We start from the raw sequence: 21911 nt of genomic DNA, 5'->3' as shown, positions 1-21911 counted from the left end.
AGTTAGTTACGTTAACTAGACTATGACTAAAGTTGTGCTAGAATTTTTAGGATTAGAACAGTAGAAGGCAATAATCAGTATGTTTTCATTTTATTCAAAGGTCGGTAACCTTGCGTCTACCGATGTATTTGAAGCATTCCTTAATGGTATATGGGCAGTTGTTATGACTGCCGTACTCACTTTGTCATCTTGTGGTGATACCACAGATACTACGGATACCACAGATACCACGGATACCACGGATACCACGGATACCACGGATACCACGGATGCCACGGATGATACGGATGATACGGATGATACGGATGATACGGATGATACGGATACCACGGATGATACGGATACAGCCCCACCAACTATTACGTCTAACACAAGCGCCGTCGCTATAAATGAAAATAGCGGAGCAGGACAGTTGGTGTATAAAGCCACTTCAGATGATAGTAGTGCAACGTATACTTTATCAGGCAGTGACAGTGCCTTGTTTACGATAGATGCCGAAACAGGTGAAGTGACATTAGCCGTAAATCCGGACTTTGAAAATCAAAGTAGCTATACCTTTACCGTTGTGGCAACAGATACTTCTGGTAATAGTTCATCTGTAACAGTCACCCTTGACATAAATGATATTAGTTTAGCGGCATTTTCTTTAAATACGATTGAAGCGTCAGACGGTGACATTAAAGAAATGGAACTAGCGTGGGACTCTGCTGCGATAAGTAGCGGCCAATCTGTGCTGTACACAGTATGTGAAAAAGACACATCTCAAACAAATAACTGCAATATATTAACATCTGTTACCGATTTATTAACTACTACTGCCACTGTAAGTAGCTTGGTTAGCGCTTTATCGGCAGATTATTTTATTCTAGCCTCATCAGATGGCGAATTTGAAACGTCAACAGAGAATAATTTAACCGCTGCAGATATTACAAAAATGATTGGTTATGTTAAAGCATCAAATACAGGTGATAGTGATTATTTTGGCAGTAGCGATATACCTGGTACCAGTATAGCGTTAAGTGGTGATGGTCACACATTAGCTGTAGGTGCTTACGCTGAAGATAATGAAGCTGTTGGTATTATAACAGATGGTTCAGAAACTACAGAAAGCGGCACTGAAAATGACTCAGGAGCTGTATATTTATTTAACAACAATGATACTGGTAAATGGGTGCAAACTGCTTATGTGAAAGCATCAAACAGAGGTCTGTCAGATCGCTTTGGTATAAGTGTGGCATTAAATGACGATGGAACAGAATTAGCTGTAGGTGCTTACATAGAAGATAATAGCGACGTTGGTGTCGCATCTTCAGCTCCGCTTACAGACTCAGGAACAGCGAATAACTCAGGTGCTGTTTATTTATTTAGTTATAACGATACTAGTGATGTATGGGCAGAGTCTGCTTATATAAAAGCTTCTAATACAGGGGCTAGTGATGAATTTGGTTATAGCCTTGCATTAAGCGGTGACGCAACAGTCTTAGCTATTGGGGCATATCAAGAAAGTAATCCTGCTACGGGGGTTACAACAGATGGGACTAATGGATCTGAAACCCCTAATATTTCTGGAGCTACATCTTCAGGTGCAGTGTATTTATTTAATAAAAGTGGCGGAACGTGGTCTCAAATAGCTTATGTAAAAGCGTCTAATACTGAAGCTCGTGATAATTTTGGACGTAGTCTTGACTTAAGTAGCGATGGACATACTTTAGCCGTAGGAGCTCAAGAAGAAGAGAATGGTGCTGTAGGGATCACTAATGGTAGTACCAATACAGAGTCGGGAAAGGTCGTTGATTCAGGCGCTGTTTATGTATTTAGTGATAGCAGTGGTAATTGGATCCAAACAGCTTATATTAAAGCATCCAATACAGGTACTAGTGATAGATTTGGTCATAGTGTTTCTATTGATGCTGATGGCTCCACACTAGCGGTTGGCGCTTACTTAGAAGATAATAGTGCAACTGGTGTTATTACTGATGACTCTGAGGGGCTAGGAGATATTGGAACTGAGGCTGACTCCGGTGCTGTGTATTTATTTGATAATGATGGTGTTAATTGGACGCAAACTGCGTATATAAAAGCATCAAACACAAATGCTGGTGACGGATTTGGTTATGATGTTGTATTAAGTTCCGATGGTAATACTTTAGCTGTTGGAGCATTTAGTGAGGACTCTAGTCTGACAGGTATTACTACAGATGGCTCTGAAACCTCGGCAGCTACCACAGAAGCTGAATCCGGCGCGGTGTATTTATTTACTAACGATGGCGTTAGTTGGGCGCAAACCTCTTACGTTAAAGCTTCAAATACAGAAGCTGGGGATCATTTTGGTGCCAGCCTAGCACTAAGCAATGATGTCGAGATATTGGCGATAGGGGCTTATGGTGAGGCTAATTCTGCAACGGGTATAATTACTAACGGCTCAGAAAGTGCGACTACCGGAACTGGAGACGTAGGGACTGCAGCCAACTCTGGTGCCGTTTATATTTATTAAATAACGAATTGAGTTTGCTGTTTACCTTAATATTAGCGCTTTTCACACAGATGGTAATTGGAAATACATTTCAGGACGAAATAACAAGGACAGCCACCTAAATTGATAATTAGCTCAGTTGACCACTGGGCTTTTTATTACCTATTATTTGCTAAATAACATGCTCACCTACCTCATTAACTAATAAAATTAACCATTTAATTTACAAAGATTATTGCTTTGATTTAAAGTAGGTACTTCTGTTAAATCCTACCCATAAAATAAGTTGAATTATGCGCACTTCCTTTTTGTTATTGCTACTGACCTTTATTACCGCATGTAGCCAAGTTACTTCTAAAACTGACTCTGAGGTACGTTATTTAACGGTGCTTCACACCAACGATAATCATGGCCGTTTTTGGCATAATGAGCATGGTGAATATGGTATGGCCGCGCGTAAGACCTTGATTGACCAATTACGTGATGAAGCTAAAGCACAAGGACATTCTGTGTTGTTACTGTCTGGTGGAGATATTAATACTGGAATTCCTGAGTCAGACTTACAATTAGCTGAGCCAGATTTTAAAGGTATGTCGGAGATTGGTTATGATGCTATGGCTATTGGTAATCATGAATTTGATAATCCACTTAAGGTGCTTGATACCCAGCAAGAATGGGCAAACTTCCCTTTTTTATCCGCTAATATTTTCGATAAAACAACAAACAAGCCTAGCTATCAACAATATAAAATCTTTGAAAAAGACGGTTTAACTATCGCTGTTATAGGTTTCACTACCACTGACACAGCTAAAATAGCTAATCCTCAATATGTTGGTGGTTTAGAGTTTAAAAAGCCGACAACCGTTGCTGCGTCTTTATTACCTGAAATTCAGCAACAACATAACCCAGATATCACTATTGCGGTTACGCACATGGGCCATTATGTGGATTCTAATTTTGGGGTAAATGCTCCTGGTGATGTCACGCTTGCACGTTCACTTCCAAAAGGTATGCTAGATATTGTTGTGGGAGGGCACAGCCAAGAGCCAGTTTGTATGGCTGGTGAAAACAAAGCAGATGAAGCATTTTCTCCTGGTAAAAAGTGTCGCCCAGATCAACAAAATGGTACTTGGATCATGCAAGCGCATGAGTGGGGAAAGTATGTAGGTAAAGCTGAATTTAAATTAGAAAACGGCCAACTAACGTTACTTAGTTATGAATTATTGCCAGTTAACTTATATAAACAAGATAGCAATGGTAAACGCTTAACTGAGTTAGCGAATGAATATATTGAAGCTGACCAAACCTTAAAGAGCATTTTACAGCCTTACCAAAGCCGCGGTGAAAAGAAGATTTTAGGTAAGCTAGGTTATGTTAATGGAAAGCTTGAGGGGGATCGTAGCAAAGCTCGTTTTCAGCAAGTTAACATTGCACGCTTAATTATTAGCGCTCAAATGGAAGCTGTAAATGCGGATTTTGGCATTATTAGTGGTGGCGGAATTCGTGACAGTATCCAAGCTGGTGATATTAGTTATAAAGACATTTTAAAAGTACACCCATTTAAAAACCGTATAGCTTATGTCGACTTAAGTGGACAGCAAGTACTGGATTACTTTGCAGTTGTTGCATTATTTCCACCGGACTCAGGCGCATATTTACAATATAAAAATATTAGTTTTGCCAAGAAAGATGGTCAAATTAGTAATGTAAAAATTAATGGCGAAGCCATCAAGTTAGATAAAACCTACCGTATGAGTGTTAATAGTTACAATGCCTCAGGTGGTGACGGTTACCCACAACTGACTAATAACCCAAATTATGCTCCTAGCAGTAAAACAGACTCGGAAGTATTAAAACAATACATTGAAGCGCATACACCAATAGATATAGCTGACTACGAAGTAAATTAACGATTATGCCAATTCGCATTAATTAGTTCTTAGAACTGCAGATACAAAAAAGCCTAATACGAATATTAGGCTTTTTTTTTACTTTATCACTTTTAGTACTCTAACGATTCAAAGTCATATTCCGACATGGGATCTATGCCATTTAATTCGTCTCTTAGTCGATATTTGTCCTTAATCGATTCAATTTCGCGCCACTTACTTTTTGAAGGGCGTTTTTTAGAGGTAGTTTTAGTTTCAAGCGTAGTTTCAAGTATTTCAGCTAGACCTTCCATCATGGTCTCCTTTTACTTTTATAATTATGTTGTTGTTAAAGAATGTTACCGTTAATTAAGCACTAATGAATAACAGACCCTTTACAGCAGAGTTTTTTCTCTGCTCGAACTACTGTTTATCACATTTATCCTAAATGTGAAATTTATTTATGACTTTTTTGTAAAAATATTGAACAAAAACTGAAACTTAATTGAGCAAACAGTCTTTTAATTAAGCCCTATTCTTTTTTAAAACGGATTTTGGGTCGAGTTTCAATCAGCAATATCGATGCTGCGAGTATTAGAAGCACGCATGATTCGATTTCTGTTTATAATTCCGGTGGTGAGTGACACGCCGATTAATATTAAAAGAACACCCCAAAAAATATTTATACTTAATTGTTCATCCAAAAATAGATGACCAAACAAAACTCCAAAAATAGGGATTAAAAACGTGACCATCATGGCGTTGGTTGGCCCTGAATGTTCTATGATCCGGTAATATAAAACATAAGCAACACCAGTACTTACCACACTAAGGCCAATCAACATTAACCATGCAAGTGGACTGATAGTCATTACATTTGGCGTGGTGTAAATTAAAATAGGTAACATTAACAAGGCGCTACCAAATAAACTACCAGAGGCAATAAACAAAGGTTTAATGCCGGTTAACATCTGTTTGGAGTAATTGGCAGAAAGTCCATAAAAGCTGGTGGCGCAAATAATGGCGAGTATTCCCTTAATTTGATCAGTAAAGTCCCAACTCAGTTTATCCATGGATAATACAAACACACCTAAGAAGCCTAAAAATAAACCTACAATAGCCAATTTAGAAAGTCTGTTATTAAAAAATAACACACCAATAACTGCGCCCCACAAAGGCGTAGTTGCATTCATTATTGAAGAAAACCCAGCATCTAAATTGGTAGCGGCATAAGCAAAAAAGTACATGGGAATAGCCGCGCTGATAATGCCAATAATAAAGATATGAGCAAATATTACTTTTGTACTTCTAGGGGGAACAGTGAGACTTAAATTTTCTGCTTGAGCTGTGCGTGGACTCAGCCAGTTCTTGTTATAAACGTAATAAAATAAAATAGGAGATAAGGTGAGGGCGGCAAATACCATACGGTAACTGGCGAGTGCGGTTGCACCAAACTCAGGTGCAGCTACTCGCATAAACATAAAAGAAGCGCCCCAAATAGCCGCTAAAATTAACAACTCAATAAAATGGCGTAGTTTCACAAGCGTCCTTATTTCAGATTAATTCAATTGGTATTAGGTTTTAATTTATTTCAAAATCATACGCTAACAGTAAAAGTTTAAGAGTAGATAAAACCAAAAAGCGCTCAAATTTGAGCGCTTTTAGTGTCACTAATTCATTCACCCAAGCGCTAGGAGATCTGTTGCTTAAACAAGTCTACTAATTGTTGTGTTGATGAATCTAATTCAGGCTGTGCGGTCTCTTGCAAAGCAGACAATACTTGAGTACCTAATACTTTACCCAATTCAACACCCCATTGATCAAAGCTGTTTATGTCCCAAATAACCCCTTGAACAAACACTTTATGTTCGTATAAGGCGATTAATCTACCCAATTGAATAGGGGTTAGTTTTTCCATTAATAAGGTATTGGAAGGACGATTGCCCGGCATACGTTTATGTTTGGCTAAACGAACCGCTTCTTGTTTATCAACGCCTTTTGCTAATAACTCTTGTTCAATTTCTGCTGTAGTTTGCCCTTGCATTAATGCTTGGGTTTGGGCAAAACAGTTAGACGCTAACATTTGGTGATGTTCAACTTCATCATGGTTTGGATTAATTGGCATAATGAAATCAGCAGGAATAATAGTATTGCCTTGATGCATTAATTGATGAAACGCATGTTGACCGTTTGTGCCTTCACCGCCCCAAATAATTGGACCGGTTTTATATTCAATATTTTGATCTAGCTGGTTAACTGACTTACCATTGGATTCCATATCTAACTGCTGAACATACGCAGGGAAACCTCGTAAGTAATGAGAATAAGGTAATAAAATATGGCTTTGGCAGTCAAAAAAGTTGCTGTACCAAACACCTAGTACGCCCATAATTACTGGCAAGTTATCTTCCAGCGGAGTCGATAAGAAATGGGCATCCACTTCTCTAGCACCTAATAATATTTGTTCAAAGTTATCAAAGCCAATAGAAAGTGCAATTGGCAAACCAATCGCTGACCATAAAGAATAACGGCCGCCAACCCAATCCCACATTGGAAAAATGTTATCAGGGTCAATACCAAATTCAGTTGCTTTGGCTGTGTTACTTGAAACGCACATAAAGTGTTTAGCGATATCTTCAAATTTAGCACCTGATGCTAAAAACCATTCACGTGTTGTTTCTGTATTTTTAAGGGTTTCTTGTGTGGTAAATGATTTTGAACTCATCACTACCAGCGTTGTATCTGCATTCAATTTAGCTAAAACATCAACAATATGATGAGCATCTACATTAGCAACAAAATGCACTTTTAATTCTGGATTTTGATACGGCTTTAACGCCTCAGTGACAATTTTAGGGCCTAAAAATGAACCGCCAATACCAATTGCAACTACGTCAGTAAATTTCTTGCCAGTGCGACCTGTGCGTGTGCCATTATGAATTTCAGCAACAAACTGCTTCATCTTGTTTAATGTTGTATAGACTTCATTAACCACATTTTTGTTATCAACTAAAATGCTGTCTTTTGAGTCACGTCTTAATGCGGTATGTAATACGGCGCGGTGCTCAGTTTTGTTGATGATTTCACCAGCAAACATAGCATCACGTTTTTCAGTTAATTTGTGATCTTTGGCTAACTGAAATAATGCGGATAATGCTTGTTCATCAATTCTGTTTTTTGAGTAATCTAATGTGAAGTCACATGCTTTTTTGGTGAATTTGCTAGCTCGTTGTGGATCTTGTGCAAACATGTCTCGCATGTGTACATCTTTTAAACGGTTAAATTCTTGTTGTACAGACTGCCAAGATTGAACGGTCATTATTGATTTCCTCAAAATAAATCAGATGTTAATAGTGATATTGTCGTACAGGTACTGCAGAAACAAAAAGTGGCACCGTTAAAAAATTTAAATACATAATCTAAATAAACAGTGCCACTTAATATTAAGTTATAGAACAATTTATAGTTTTTTAACTAGCAAGGTTTCAAGTTTTACTTGGTCTATAGCAAAGTTTTTAATACCTTCGGCTAATTTTAATGTCGCCATTGGATCTTCGTTATGTTCCCAGCGGAACTGAGCTTCAGTCATTAATTCAGGTTTGGCTTTAACGTCACCAGAGAAAGTTAATTTAGCGTCTAACTTGCCTTCCATATTATCTAATGTGTCTAGTAATGCTGGTGCAATCGTTAAACGGTCACAACCAGCTAACGCGATAATTTCGTCTGTATTACGGAAACTTGCGCCCATCACAACTGTGTTATAACCATGCTCTTTGTAATATTGGTAAATACTTCGAACTGAAATAACGCCTGGGTCAGTTTCGCCTGTGTAATCTTGTTGATCAGTATTGGCTTTATACCAATCTAAAATACGGCCAACAAATGGTGAGATTAAAAATACGCCGGCTTCAGCACACGCTCTTGCTTGAGCAAAACTAAACAATAGAGTTAAGTTACACTGAATGCCTTCTTTTTCTAATTGTTCAGCTGCTTTAATACCTTCCCAAGTAGACGCAGCTTTAATTAAAACGCGGTCTTTAGAAACGCCAGCTTCTTCATATAAGGCAATTAGCTTTTTCGCTTTTTTGATGGTCGCTTCAGTATTAAATGATAAACGAGCATCAACTTCAGTTGAGATACGACCTGGGATAACTGCGCTGATCTCTTTACCAATAAGCACTGATAATTTATCGCCAGCATCTTCAATTTGCTGTGCTTGGTCAGAAGATTGTGTTTTGGCCCAAGCAATAGAGTCATCAATTAGTGATTGATATTCAGGTAGCTGTGCTGCTTTTAATAGCAAAGATGGATTAGTAGTGGCGTCAACAGGTTGAAACTTCTTAATTGCTTCAATTTCGCCCGTGTCGGCAACAACTGTTGTCAGCTCTCTTAATTGTTTTAATATGCTTGTCATTTTATAAGTTCCGATAATAATTCTGTTGATTTAGAGCCTACACTCCAGATACTGTAACTTTATTACAATAGCGTGCATCTTGGAAGTGATCCAGATGAAAATACTGAATAAATAACAGTAATTTGTAGCTAAGTTACAAATGATTTCGAATGAGTTCAATTCCGATGATTTATTTTGTATTTACGATTTTTATTGCTATCCAATCTTAACTCTTTATTGTGTTGGGCAATATCAAAAAACAGCTTTTATTTTGTGAATTTAGGTGATGATTTATCTATGACTAATAACCAATACTTCTCAGCATCGCTAAAACCAACTATTAATTTTATGAGTTGGTGTGCCATTTTACCTTTTATCGCCTGTACGTTGTTAATTTGGTTCCCGGTTACTAGCCTTGAACTTGATGTATTAAATATACTTAGATTATACAGTGTGGTGATTGTCAGTTTTGTCGCTGGTAGTGTTTGGTCAGCCGCTTTGTTGATCCAGCTAGGAAAAGAGACGTTAGTGTTCAACCGTAAAAACTTAATGTTAGGCGCTGGCTTCGTCGCTGTTCTATCTTGGTTAGTCCTATTTATTGACGCTAAAGCGGGCGTGTTTATCTCCGCGCTATTGTTTCTGGTTTTATGGCAAATAGAATTAAAAACTAATTTAGCTCGTATTTATCCAGAATGGTTTTGGACGTTAAGAACCAAACAAACCATGGTGATTGCCCTTTGTTTAATGGGCGTGTGGATGACCTTAGGGTAAAGCAGCGGTTAAGTACTCTGTCGCCCTTTTTTATTTAGTCGTTAGTTTATAAAATCGATTGTGAACATCTATTTAATGAGTAAACATAATTAATTGTTTTTGTTAAACTGGCTCTACTATTTTAACTCAGTTAAGAAACTAATTATGTTGTACGTTATATCTCCTGCTAAAAATTTAGATTATGAAACCCCTCCGGTTATTGAAACTTACACTCAGCCTGAGTTATTGGATGACGCACAAGAGTTAATGAAAACCTGCGTTACATTAACGCCATTGGACTTATCTAACTTGATGCACATTAGTGATAAGTTAGCAGGGTTAAATGCAGCGCGTTTTACCCAGTGGCAGCCTAACTTCACACCAGATAACGCCAAACAAGCGGTACTTGCTTTTAATGGCGATGTGTATAGCGGAATTGATGCCGAGAGTTTTTCACAACAAGATTTTGATTATTGCCAAACTCACTTGCGTATCTTATCTGGTTTATATGGTTTATTAAAACCACTGGATTTAATGCAACCTTATCGTTTGGAAATGGGCACTAAGTTAGAAAATTCTCGTGGTAAAAACTTGTATGAGTTTTGGGGCGATATTATTACCAACAAACTTAACGAGCAAATTGCTGCGACTAAATCTGAAATGCTCATTAACTTAGCCTCTACTGAGTATTTTAAGTCTGTGAAGAAAAATCAAATTAATGCTCAGCTGATAACGCCTGTATTTAAAGATTGGAAAAATGGTCAATATAAGATCATTAGTTTTTTTGCTAAAAAGGCTCGTGGTTTAATGGTGCAGTATTTAGTGAAAAATAAAGTGGAAAGCTTAGAGGAGTTATTAAAATTCGATTTAGCTGATTACCAGTACAACGCTGACTTATCTAAACCAAATGAACCTTGTTTTACCCGTAGGATTGCAGATTAATAAAAACTTATATTAAGAGTAAGCTTTTCCAGTTACATCTGTATAGATAAAAACGAACATCTAGTGTGTTCGTTTTTTGTTTTAACATCTAAAATTGAGTTTTATAAGTAAAATTAAGTACTCACATTAAACCACTGGTTTTGTTCTTCGTGAGTTAAGAACGACCACGCAATAAAGCGGCTGATTTTATTGCCTTGTCCCATATTAACCACTTTCACTTGTTTGGCTTTTGCTTTTTTTAGTTCAGCTTGAATAATGTCTAAATTGTCTTTTTTAGAGACTAAGCTGGTGAACCACATGACTTGTTGCGCGTATTGCGTACTTTCGCGCACCATCTTACAGATAAACTCAACTTCGCCACCGTCACACCATAATTCATTTGCTTGGCCGCCAAAATTCAGTTTGTCGGTTGATTCAGATTTACCTTTGCGTGTTGCTGCTAAGTTATCCAGTTTACGTTGACTGCCTTTAAGTGCTTCTTCAGCAGATTTATGAAACGGGGGATTACACATAGTGAAGGTAAATTGGTCGGTGCTATTGATCACGCCTTTGAATATGTTATTGGCATTGTCTTGGCTGCGCAGTTTAATCGCTTTGGTTAGCCTAGGATTTACTTTACACAATTGGGTAGCGCAGCTAATTGATACTGGATCTATGTCAGTTCCAACAAAACTCCACTTATATTCATACGAACCAATAATAGGATAAATTAAGTTAGCGCCTGTGCCTATATCTAAGCCTTTAACTTGTTTTCCTGTTGGAATTTCACCATTAAAGCTTTGTGCTAATAAGTCGGCAATATAATGAATGTAATCGGCTCGGCCTGGAATAGGCGGGCACAAATACTGAGGTGGAATATCCCAAAACTGCAATTGATAAAAGTGCAGCAATAACGCCTTGTTGAGTTGTTTAACTGCATCTGAAATAGCAAAGTCTATGGTTGGATTACCAGCTTGGTTTTCACCAACGTATTGGCTAAGTTCTGGATTTACTTTGCATAAAATTAGAAAGTCATATGCCACGCCATTTATGGCTTGGTGTCTATTTCTTGGGTGTAGGCGGGATTTGTTCATTTAATAAAGCCATAGTAAGTGTGAAAATGTTATGCAAATAACCCAAATAAAACGTTCAATAATTCTGGATTATTGAACGTAAGTAGATCACATTATTGATTTATGGCGATTATAACTCAGAAAAGCTTTTTGTTTCTTCGTTATAAGACTCAACAACACCTGTTTTTATATTATAAATCCAACCGTGCAGGTTTAATTGACCAGAATTAAGCTTTGAGAACACAGAAGGGTGGGTTTTTAAGTGATGTAATTGTAATACTATGTTTTGTTTTGTTAGCTCATCTAAATGTGAATCGTCCAAACCTGATGGTTGGCACTTATGCGAAAATTCAACAGACTCTTTCGCGGCTCTAACGTGATCTATCCATACTTTTACGTGGGGTAAGTTTTTCACTTTTTCTGGATGCATAGCTGCTTTCATTGCACCACAGTGACTGTGGCCACAAATAATAATGTTTTTCACATTTAACACTGAGACTGCATATTCAATGGATGCTGTCATACCACCGGTTTCATTAGAATGAGGAGGGATGATATTGCCAGCATTACGACATATAAATAATTCCCCCGGATCCATTTGAGTGATTAAGTTAGGATCAACTCTTGAGTCTGAGCAAGTAATAAATAAAACGTCAGGATCTTGATTTTCTGCTAACTCTTCAAAACGAGTTTGGTGTAATGGATAGATTAAGGTTTGAAATTTCTTTAAACCTTTTAGTATTTTTTTCATCTATGTATTCCTAATTAAGAGCCTATTTGAAACAGTATAATTGTTTGAATTTATTATAAATAGTTTTGTTATCCACTTTACTCACTGATCGGATGTGACTGTGAGTATAAATTTGAATCGCTATTTGTAAATCTAATTAAGATAAAACCGTATTGCGCACTGGAAACAGGTATAAAAAAAGCCCTGATAGTCAGAGCTTTATATTTTATTCTTTTATTTCAGCCAAATTTTTAGCTAACGACTTTGGCAATAAATCATGTACTTGACCAATCAGCTTTTGCAACGCTTGGTTGTTATCAGCCACTAAATTGATGTGTCCCATTTTTCGTTTTGGTCGAACGCTTTTATCGTACCAGTGCAAATGCGTATTGGCTAACTTCATTATGTCAGTGCTTGGTTTTGGCTCACCAACATAGTTAACCATAGCGACTAAATGCTGCGCTGAGGTATCACCTAAAGGTAAACCTGCTACCGCTCTTATATGGTTTTCAAACTGACTAGCTGCACAGCCTTGTTGGGTCCAATGACCTGAATTATGCACTCTTGGAGCAATTTCATTTACCAGTAATTGTTCGCCTGTTTGGAACAATTCTATAGCCAACAAACCACAATAATCTAACTCGTTTGCAATGGCTTGATGAATCGCTTCTGCTCGTTGTTGTAACTCAGGCGTTAAATTTGGTGCTGGCGCTAATGACAAAACAAGTTGCCCGTCAGCATGATGGTTTTCAGTTAACGGATAGTATTTATGCTCGCCGTTTATATCGGTAACACCTAATAATGAAATCTCACGTTCAAACTGTATGCATTGCTCTGCAACTAATGGCATAAAGGCAAAATCAAAATCGGCTAAATCAGCACAGACTTGTGTTAGTTGTTCAGTTGAAAATATCCGCCACTGGCCGTAACCGTCATATCCATCACGGCTAGTTTTTAAAATTAACTTAGGGCCTAAATTATCATAAGCATTTTTTAAATCGCTAACACTATTTATAATTTGGTGTGTGCAATTTGGAATACTTAACTTCTCTAATAAAGTCTTTTCAACAATACGGTCTGCACCTGCGGCAATCGCAGCTGCATTAGGTTTAAACTTTCCGCTATCTTGAGCTTGTTTAACCAAGTCTTTTGGTAAATGCTCAAACTCAGAGGTAATCGCTTTACAGGCTGAAAATGCTTGCTCAATGCTGATATCTAACACAGTTTTATCTACCGCATTTACACAAACTCTATCGTTTGGGTCAACCGCGATAATATTTAATCCTAATTGTGTTGCACCTAAGTACATCATACGGGCAAGTTGCCCATGACCTAGTACAACAATTAAGTCGTTGCCATTGTTTAAATAAGACGCGTTACCTGTGAATGCTTGAGTCATTTGGATACCGAAAAGTTAAAAATAGAAAGTGAAAATTAAAAGTCTAATTTATGATTATCTAATACGTCTTGAGTTTGCGCCGCTCTAAAGTCTTTGATTTTTTGCGTCACAATTGGGTCATTTAATCCAATGATTTGAGCAGCTAATAACCCAGCATTTCCTGCACCAGCTTCACCAATAGCCAATGTACCAACCGCAACACCTTTTGGCATTTGCACGATAGAATATAAAGAGTCAACGCCACTTAGTTTACTTGATTTAACTGGAACACCTAATACAGGAAGATGGGTGAATGCGGCTATCATGCCTGGTAAATGTGCTGCGCCACCTGCGCCTGCAATAATAACTTTGTAACCTTTATCTGCGGCTGTTTCTGCGAATTCTTGTAACAAGTGCGGTGTTCTGTGTGCGGATACAACTTCTGCATGATATTCAATACCAAAGGTATCTAACATCTCTGCAGCATGTTTCATCGTTGGCCCGTCTGATTTTGAACCCATAACAATTGCAACTTGTTTCATATTCTAATCTTCTATTTATATAATTTAGTTAAAAATACATTGAAGTTATTCAATGTAAACAGGATTTAGGTGGGCAATCCTAACAAAAAAGCGGATTGGGATCACCACTGTAATTAATTGTGCTAGATAAAAACTATCCGCAGCATTTTTTGAATTTTTTACCGCTACCACAAGAGCAAGGGCTATTGCGTTCTGGTGTTTTTTCAAAAGTGATTGGTTTAGTGATATTCAATATTGTGGTTAACTCTTCAATAGACTCAACCGCTTTTTCTGTTTCGTTAAGCGTGATATTGGCAAATAAATTAGCGTCATCAACTAAAGCTTGAACTTCTTCTTGGCGTTCAACCGACACCACTTGTAAAGTCAATGGGTACTTTTTAGACCCAAGCTTTTTTGTTGATTTGGTATTAAACCCATGGTTTGTGTGATCAAGTCGAGCTGGTTGACGACCTTTAAAGAAAAATTTATCAGACATTGCTTACCTATTCTATTACTTATGAAAGCTATTACTTATAGCCGCTATTCATAAAAGTTGGGCAGTTACATTTTGCGGCGCATTATACATGAGTTCTTCGTGATAGGTTGACTACTATTTTATGGTATTACATGAAATAGGATCTGGGATTTAACATATAAATTCATAATTTGAATAGATAAGAAAAGTACTATTAAAATACAAGGTAAAAGAAAGCGCGATAAATTAGTTTTGGATATCCAGAACCTTAGCATTTAGCAGTGTAATTAATTGTTTTGGGCAAAGGGTTATTTCTAGTCCTCTTTTACCGGCACTTACCGCTATATAATCGTGTTGTAATGCAGACTTATCAATGACCGTAGTTAATCGTTTTTTTTGTCCAAATGGACTAACACCACCAAGAACATAGCCTGTTGTACGTTCAACAACAGATGGATCTGCCATGGCTATTTTTTTACAGCCAACGGCTTTAGCAACACTTTTAAGATTTAACTTAGCCGTGACTGGAATAATAGCCACTATCAATTGCTTGCTGTCGGTAGAGGTAACTAAGGTTTTAAATACCTGTTGTTCAGGAAGGTTTAACTTACTTGCGGCTTCTAAACCATAAGATTCAGCATTTGTATCATGTTTATAATCAAGCACTTGGTGAGCGACTTTATTCTTTTTTAAAAAATTAATAGCAGGGGTCATTTATTTATTCTTTATGTTAGCAAGCTGATAAAAGAGGAGCTGTAGCACATACTTTAGCGAAATATACTTGGCATTTAAAGTGATTGAATTATACTGTGAATGTTTACAGTTAATTTACCAATGAAGGGATGCACGTGATGACTCCTATATCAATAAAACAAACACTACAGCAATACTTTGGGTTTTCCGAATTTAGACTAGGCCAAGAGCCTGTTATCTCGGCTGTCGTTAATGGTCGTTCTGCTGCTGCAATATTCCCAACCGGCTCAGGTAAATCACTTTGTTATCAATTACCCGCCTTACACATGCCAAATCTAACTTTGGTTATCTCGCCTTTATTGGCGCTAATGCAAGATCAGATCAGCTTTTTAAATAGTAAAAACATTCCAGCGGCGAGTATCGACTCAAGCTTATCCCGTGAACAAGTCAATCAAATTATGCAGGACGTAAGAGCAGGCCACATCAAAATATTGATGGTTGCGGTTGAGCGTTTAAAGAACGAGCGCTTTAGAAACTTTTTACAAAGTGTCGCTATTTCGTTATTAGTGGTTGATGAAGCACATTGTATTTCTGAATGGGGTCATAATTTTCGTCCCGACTATTTAAAATTACCACAATATCAACGTGACTTTCATATCCCGCAGGCTCTGTTATTAACCGCAACTGCAACGCCTCAAGTTATTGAAGACATGGCGAGTAAATTTAATATTCAGCGTGAAGACATAACAGCAACTGGTTTTTACCGTCCCAATTTAAACCTTAGCGTGGAAGCGGTAAGTGATAAAAACAAACTGTTTTTCTTAGAGAATTGGCTGTTACACGAAGCTAGGTATAAACCGGCTTTTAAACATAATTTACGAGATAAAAAAGACAAAACGGCCAGTATAGAGCCGAGCATCGTTTATGTGACTTTACAGCACAGCGCAGAAACCGTGGCTGCATCCTTAGCCAAAGCGGGTTTTAATGTTAAAGCCTACCATGCAGGAATGAACAGCGACTTACGACAAAGTATTCAAAGCGACTTTATGGCTGGTAATATTGATATTATTGTTGCGACTATAGCGTTTGGTATGGGCATAGATAAAAGTAATATTCGTCACGTTGTGCATTATGACTTACCCAAGTCTATTGAAAACTATTCTCAAGAAATTGGCCGAGCAGGGCGTGATGGACAGAAATCGGATTGTTTGGTTTTGGTGAACCGAGACAATATTAGCGTATTAGAAAATTTTATTTATGGTGATACACCTGAATTTTCAGGTATAGAATATGTGCTGCAAGACATTAATCAAAACAAACAAAATGGTAAGTGGGAATTCCAACTTTACTCTTTGTCGATGGACTCAAACATTAGGCAATTACCGTTAAAAACCTTATTAGTTTATTTGGAAATCCAAGGCTTAATACAGCCTATGTATTCTTATTTTGCCGAATATAAATTTAAGTTATTAGTGGATGAACAAACTCTAATTTCAAACTTTAATGGTGAAAGGTTAGCCTTTGTACAAGCCATTTTACAATATTCACAACGAGCTAAAACGTGGTGGACGGCTGATATTGACGCAATTTGTCAGCAATATAAAACCGATAACGCAAGTAATGACAGAGCTAGAGTGATCACTGCGTTAGAATATTTTGATGAGAAAGGTTGGATAGAACTACAAGCCAAACAAATCACAGAAGTGTACCGAGTTAATGTTGATCAAATTAATGTAGCTCAACAAAGTCAGGACTTAAGTAGTTACTTTGACCAGAAACAACAAGGTGAAGTAGCTAAAATTCATAATATGCTACACATGTTTGAACAAAATAAATGTATTACGTATCAGCTAGCTACTTATTTTGGTGATGATCAAGTTCCACAACAATGTGGACATTGCAGTGTTTGTGCTGGTCATAAAGTCATTATGCCGGAACCTGCAACAAAATCTGCGCTTAATCAACAGCAAGTTCATGACTTAGTTAGCGAGTTTGTGCAGCATTATTATGCTAAATATAATCAACAACCATCAGCTGTGCTACAAACACGATTTTTATGTGGAATAACCACGCCTGTCTTTACCAAACTAAAAGCGAGATCTGTCTCTGGTTTTGGTCAGTTGGCTGAATATCCTTATGCTGAAATTCAGCAAATGTTGGGGAATTAACATTTGTAGGGGGATCCCTATAAAAATTAGAACAACAATGTTATTGGTTTTTTATTGAAAATAAATTTGTTATAAAGCAGAGGTTTAAAATAGTTAAACTTTCATTATAAGGAATTTAGAAGTATGAAACCCCTAGTTATATTAACCTTGTTGCTATTATCTTTTACCTCAACAGCAGAAGAGGTTGACCAAACTTATGTTAATACGCCTCAAGGTTGGAGTATGAATGTTAACCTTGGATTGGCATCAATAAATTCAGATTTAAATTCACAAGGTTTAGGTGATAGTGCTAGCGTCTTTGGTCTATCGTTTGATCAGTTAAACGAAAATAAATACTTAAGTATTTTTGCTGAGAGAGTTAGTTTTGAAGATGACTATAGTTTTTCTCAAGACGTTGTTATAACTAGTGGTTATGGCGGTAGCTCAAATGGTACAGAAAAGTCAGAAGCGTCTGCGTTATCTATCGGTGGGGCATATGGATTCGCTTGGTTTGTAAATGAAAATAAATCTATGTTGTATGCTCAAGGTGGCGTTAACTTACTTCTAGATGCAACACGCGGAATTCCTAATTGCAGTGATTGTTATGAAGAAGATCTGGATGTATCTGGCGGATTATTTGGTAGAGTTGGCGCTAATATTTTTATTGATAACATTATATTAGGTGTTTATTCATCACTTGCATTATCTGGTGATGTTGAAAGTAATTTTGGTATTAAACTTGGTTTCCAATTTGACTAAGTTTACGGCATTTCATCTTTATCATAAAAGGTGAGTTTAGCTATAAGAAAGCCCGCATTTGGATGTGGGCTTTTTTTATGGTTATTAATAGTAGTACGAATTAAAACTCACACTCTTTTTCAAACACGATAACTTCTTCAGTATCTGGATGTTTTATTTCCAATCTTTGCGCATGTAATAACAACCTATCTGCTTGTTTTATTATCTCAGCAGGTGCGTATAAACGGTCACCAAGAATAGGGTGACCTAACTCTTTTAAATGCACGCGTAATTGATGACTGCGGCCAGTAATGGGAATTAACTTAACTCTTGTCCAATCGTTCCCATCAGTAGTACCACGTTCTAATACTTGATAATGGGTTAACGATTGTTTGCCATTTTCGTAACAAACCATTTGCTTTGGGCGGTTAGGCCAGTCACAAATTAATGGTAAATCTATACTGCCTTTATCTTGCTCAATGTGGCCTGAAGCGACTGCAATATAAAATTTTTCAGTGACGCGTTCGGCAAATTGGCGATTTAAAAAACGTAAGGCTTCTTTGTGCATAGACATAACAATAATGCCGGAGGTCATCATGTCTAGTCTGTGAACTATTCCTGCGTTTGGCCAAACGTTTTGGACTCGTAACATTAAAGAGTCAAAGTGTTCTATTTGTCTGCCGGGCACTGATAATAATCCACTCGGTTTATTCAAGGCGATTATATGTTCATCTTGATATAAAACGTCGATGTACGGACTGGTTGGTGGATTATATTCTAACAATGCCACGGTAATTACCCTTCTGTTACAACAATTAAACGAATCGCGTCTAAGCTAACTTGCGCCAATTCTATTTCTTTAATTGAGTTATCAATTTGTTGTTGTAAGAAGTTAATCTCTTCATCACGAATCGCAGGATTCACTTTTTGTAATGCAGTTAACCTGTTTAATTCTTGCTGACGGTTATTAAGCATTTTATCTTTGGCGTCGATTTTAATCTGAGTTGCGTGAGTTGCAGCTATCGCTTCGCCTTTTTCTACAAGCACAGCGACTTCGTCTTTTAATGCTTTGATTAGTTGTAATGCCATTGTTTTTTTAGCATTTTTAAGCATTTTATCTAAAGAGCCTTGCTTCACTTTATCCGCTAAATTGTTGCCGTTTTTATCTAACAATAAACGAATTGCAGTATTTGGTAAAAAGCGATGAAGTTGCAATGATTTAGGTGCGCTTGTTGACACAACGAAGCTAGCTTCAAGCAAGATAGTACCAGGAGCTAATTGCTTATGAGGTAATAAGCACACTGAACTGTTACCTAATTCACCAGATGACAACATGTCTAATACACCAATAACCATAGGATGTTCCCAACTCATAAAGTGTTGGTCTTCTTGTGATAAGGCTGTTTCGCGGTCAAAACAAACTGTCATGCCATCTTCAAGTAAACTTGGAAAATGGTCATTTAGCATGTGTTCACCAGGGTGCAATATCGTACTAAACGTGGCTTTTTCTTCTTGGGAAACACCAAATTGATCCCAAACTCGACCCATGTAAGTCATAAGTTCAGTGGAGTCATCCATTTCATCAATTTGTTCACATATTTGCTTAGCGCTTTCTCCACCACTTGAATTAAGTTCAAGTAAACGGTCTCGACCATTTTCAACTTCTTTTTTTAATTCTAGGTTTCTAGTTTGACAAGCTTTAATCAAGTTATCTTGAGCATCTTGTTCTGAGGTATTTAAAAGTACATCGGTAATTTGTTGCTTAAATTCTTCCGCCACAATACGTGCAGTAGTCGAGGTTTGTTCAAACGCATTAAAGCTATTTTGGAACCAATTAAACAAGTTTTCTTGTGCGCTGTTGATTAAGTATGGCACATGAATTTTTACCGTTTCAGTTTGACCTATACGGTCCAAACGACCAATACGTTGCTCTAGCAAGTCTGGGTTCGCAGGTAAATCGAATAATACTAAATGATGTGCAAACTGGAAGTTACGGCCTTCAGAGCCAATTTCAGAACAAATTAACGCTTGTGCGCTATTTTCTTCATCGGCAAAATAAGCGGCAGCTTTGTCACGTTCAACTATAGTCATGCCTTCGTGGAATACAGTGGATTTTAATCCTTCTTTTTCAAACAAAGCATCATCTATTTTCATTGCTGTTTCTGCATGAGCACAAATAACTAATACTTTTTCACCTTTGTTTTCTAACAAGAAATTACAAAGCCATTGCACTCTAGGATCTAAATTCCACCATGCATGATTTTCTGTTACGCCACTGTCGTGTTGAGTTTCTGGCTGTAATCCCATAAACGTGGTGCCATTTGGGTAACCTTCCGGTGCCGTTAATGGATATGGCGTCACGTTACGCTCTGGGAAACCTTGAATGCCTTGGCGGCTATTTCTAAACATAATACGGCCGGTACCATGACGGTCTAACAAGTCAGAAATTAAGGTTTGTGCTAATTCAGCTTTATCTGAATTAGCTTGGTAATTATCTACATTTTTAATGCTATTAGTGTCATTTAACAATTGTGATAAAAGCTTGTATTGCGTAGCTGATAATTCTTGTTGAGAAACTAAGGTATTGGCTATATCGGCAATCTGTTGGTAATGACTTTCTTCTTGCTTGAATTTGTCGTAATCATGAAAACGGTTTGGATCTAACAATTGTAAACGAGCAAAGTGTCCGTAATGCCCAAGTTGGTCCGGCGTTGCAGTTAATAACACTAAGCCTTTTGTTTGTTGGCCAATTGTTTGCACATGAGTGTATAACTGCTTAATTTCAGATTGAGCATTATTTAATGTTGATTCATTTTCAGGAGTAATATGGTGCGCTTCGTCGACCACAACTAAATCCCATTCACTTTCTAATAATGCTTTTTGCCATTTATCATCACGTGATAACCATTCTTGGCTAATAAGTATTAACTGCGCACTATCAAATGGTGATACTGCATCTTCTTCTTCGCCAGCTGTTTCTTGTTCAGCTTGGCAACGTTGGTCGTCAAAAATAGAGAAGTGCAAATTAAAGCGGCGTAACATTTCTACTAACCATTGATGTTGTAAACTCTCAGGCAGTATTAATAATACGCGTTGTGCGCGGCCACTAATTAATTGCTGGTGGATTATTAAACCCGCTTCTATGGTTTTACCTAAACCGACTTCATCAGCTAATAACACTCTTGGAGCAAAACGTTTACCAACGGTGTCGGCAATGTATAGCTGGTGGGGTATTAAGCTAACGCGAGCGCCTTGCAAACCTTGTAAGCTTGAAGAATCTAAAGCCGCCTTATGCTGATGTGCTTCCATACGTAATGAAAACCATTGGCTGCGATCAAAGTTACCAGTGTATAAACGTGCTTCTGGGGTATTTAATTTAATGTGGTGGTCTAGCATTATTTCTTTTACAGAAACATCTTCACCGGTGTCGGTGCGCTTGCCCTTATAAACTAGGGTTTGTTGCGTTTCTTCAACATGCTCTACCACAAACTTGAATTCTTCTAGGCTAGATAATGTTTCACCCGGTGAAAACTCCACACGCATTAAAGGTGCTTGGTCTTGAGCGTAATTTCTGGTTTCATCTGCAGCCGGAAACATTACTTGAACAAATCGACTGTCCACTTGGATAATGGTACCCAAACCTAAATTGTTTTCAGCTTGACTTACCCAACGTTGACCAATTGCAAAATTCATTAATAAAACTCCTAGAATACCCAGATTACACCGCTTTTGAGGGCGCGTATTGTACTTG

At 37.5% G+C, this 21911-nt stretch carries 18 protein-coding genes; 6 read left to right on the top strand and 12 right to left on the bottom strand.

All coding sequences use genetic code 11. The annotated features are described in order from the left end of the window. The first annotated feature begins 79 nt into the window (after positions 1 to 79). Complete coding sequence (locus Q0940_RS09450; protein WP_299267495.1) at positions 80 to 2494, top strand: cadherin domain-containing protein; 2415 nt, start codon at positions 80 to 82, stop codon at positions 2492 to 2494. A gap of 272 nt (positions 2495 to 2766) precedes the next feature. Next, a complete protein-coding gene (gene ushA, locus Q0940_RS09445; RefSeq protein ID WP_299267494.1) occupies positions 2767 to 4383 on the top strand; it encodes a bifunctional UDP-sugar hydrolase/5'-nucleotidase UshA in 1617 nt (538 codons plus the stop codon). Positions 4384 to 4475: 92 nt separating this feature from the next. On the opposite strand, the gene Q0940_RS09440 is transcribed toward ushA, so the two are convergent. From Q0940_RS09440 to tal, 4 genes are all read right to left on the bottom strand, one after another. Then, positions 4476 to 4655 carry a DUF3545 family protein gene (locus tag Q0940_RS09440; RefSeq protein WP_105052032.1) on the bottom strand — a complete coding sequence of 60 codons (180 nt, stop codon included), beginning with the start codon at positions 4653 to 4655 and terminating at the stop codon, positions 4476 to 4478. A 252-nt stretch (positions 4656 to 4907) separates the two neighbouring features. Then, positions 4908 to 5882 (bottom strand): DMT family transporter, encoded by a 975-nt coding sequence (locus tag Q0940_RS09435; RefSeq protein ID WP_299267493.1) that lies wholly within the window; start codon positions 5880 to 5882, stop codon positions 4908 to 4910. Between the two features lie 149 nt (positions 5883 to 6031). After that, positions 6032 to 7660 carry a glucose-6-phosphate isomerase gene (gene pgi / locus Q0940_RS09430; RefSeq protein ID WP_299267492.1) on the bottom strand — a complete coding sequence of 543 codons (1629 nt, stop codon included), beginning with the start codon at positions 7658 to 7660 and terminating at the stop codon, positions 6032 to 6034. Between the two features lie 141 nt (positions 7661 to 7801). After that, entirely contained in the window at positions 7802 to 8755 is a 954-nt protein-coding gene (gene tal / locus Q0940_RS09425) for a transaldolase (protein ID WP_299267491.1), read from the bottom strand. A gap of 276 nt (positions 8756 to 9031) precedes the next feature. Between tal and Q0940_RS09420 the strand changes: the two genes are divergently transcribed. After that, entirely contained in the window at positions 9032 to 9505 is a 474-nt protein-coding gene (locus Q0940_RS09420; protein ID WP_299267490.1) for a DUF3429 domain-containing protein, read from the top strand. Between the two features lie 144 nt (positions 9506 to 9649). Then, on the top strand, positions 9650 to 10426 hold the full coding sequence (gene yaaA / locus Q0940_RS09415) for a peroxide stress protein YaaA (RefSeq protein WP_299267488.1): 777 nt from the start codon (positions 9650 to 9652) through the stop codon (positions 10424 to 10426). Positions 10427 to 10539: 113 nt separating this feature from the next. Here yaaA and rlmF read toward each other — a convergent pair whose 3' ends face one another. From rlmF to ybaK, 6 genes are all read right to left on the bottom strand, one after another. Continuing rightward, positions 10540 to 11499, bottom strand: coding sequence for a 23S rRNA (adenine(1618)-N(6))-methyltransferase RlmF (gene rlmF / locus Q0940_RS09410; protein WP_299267486.1), 960 nt, complete (start codon positions 11497 to 11499; stop codon positions 10540 to 10542). A 109-nt stretch (positions 11500 to 11608) separates the two neighbouring features. After that, positions 11609 to 12229, bottom strand: coding sequence for a carbonic anhydrase (locus tag Q0940_RS09405; RefSeq protein WP_299267484.1), 621 nt, complete (start codon positions 12227 to 12229; stop codon positions 11609 to 11611). 205 nt (positions 12230 to 12434) lie between these two features. Continuing rightward, the gene (locus Q0940_RS09400; protein WP_299267482.1) at positions 12435 to 13607 is read right to left on the bottom strand and encodes a 5-(carboxyamino)imidazole ribonucleotide synthase; all 1173 of its coding nucleotides are present in this window, start codon (positions 13605 to 13607) and stop codon (positions 12435 to 12437) included. A 35-nt stretch (positions 13608 to 13642) separates the two neighbouring features. After that, on the bottom strand, positions 13643 to 14128 hold the full coding sequence (gene purE, locus Q0940_RS09395; RefSeq protein WP_299267480.1) for a 5-(carboxyamino)imidazole ribonucleotide mutase: 486 nt from the start codon (positions 14126 to 14128) through the stop codon (positions 13643 to 13645). Between the two features lie 133 nt (positions 14129 to 14261). Then, complete coding sequence (locus Q0940_RS09390) at positions 14262 to 14603, bottom strand: PBPRA1643 family SWIM/SEC-C metal-binding motif protein (protein ID WP_299267478.1); 342 nt, start codon at positions 14601 to 14603, stop codon at positions 14262 to 14264. Between the two features lie 225 nt (positions 14604 to 14828). Beyond that, positions 14829 to 15296, bottom strand: coding sequence for a Cys-tRNA(Pro) deacylase (gene ybaK, locus Q0940_RS09385; RefSeq protein WP_299267475.1), 468 nt, complete (start codon positions 15294 to 15296; stop codon positions 14829 to 14831). Positions 15297 to 15433: 137 nt separating this feature from the next. Here ybaK and Q0940_RS09380 point away from each other — a divergent pair, with 137 nt between their 5' ends. Together Q0940_RS09380 and Q0940_RS09375 are read left to right on the top strand one after the other, a co-directional pair. Then, on the top strand, positions 15434 to 17443 hold the full coding sequence (locus tag Q0940_RS09380) for an ATP-dependent DNA helicase RecQ (RefSeq protein WP_299267473.1): 2010 nt from the start codon (positions 15434 to 15436) through the stop codon (positions 17441 to 17443). Between the two features lie 123 nt (positions 17444 to 17566). Further along, positions 17567 to 18181, top strand: a complete 615-nt coding sequence (locus Q0940_RS09375) for a hypothetical protein (RefSeq protein WP_299267471.1) — start codon at positions 17567 to 17569, stop codon at positions 18179 to 18181. 100 nt (positions 18182 to 18281) lie between these two features. Here the strand turns inward: Q0940_RS09375 and Q0940_RS09370 are convergent, their stop codons facing one another. Both Q0940_RS09370 and rapA read right to left on the bottom strand, forming a co-directional pair. Further along, on the bottom strand, positions 18282 to 18950 hold the full coding sequence (locus tag Q0940_RS09370) for a pseudouridine synthase (protein WP_299267469.1): 669 nt from the start codon (positions 18948 to 18950) through the stop codon (positions 18282 to 18284). Positions 18951 to 18955: 5 nt separating this feature from the next. Continuing rightward, on the bottom strand, positions 18956 to 21853 hold the full coding sequence (gene rapA, locus Q0940_RS09365; RefSeq protein WP_299267467.1) for an RNA polymerase-associated protein RapA: 2898 nt from the start codon (positions 21851 to 21853) through the stop codon (positions 18956 to 18958). Between the last annotated feature and the right edge of the window lie 58 nt (positions 21854 to 21911).

The organism is uncultured Psychrosphaera sp. (genome assembly GCF_947500655.1).
GTDB lineage: Bacteria > Pseudomonadota > Gammaproteobacteria > Enterobacterales > Alteromonadaceae > Psychrosphaera.
This window is presented reverse-complemented; position numbering and strand designations above follow the sequence as displayed.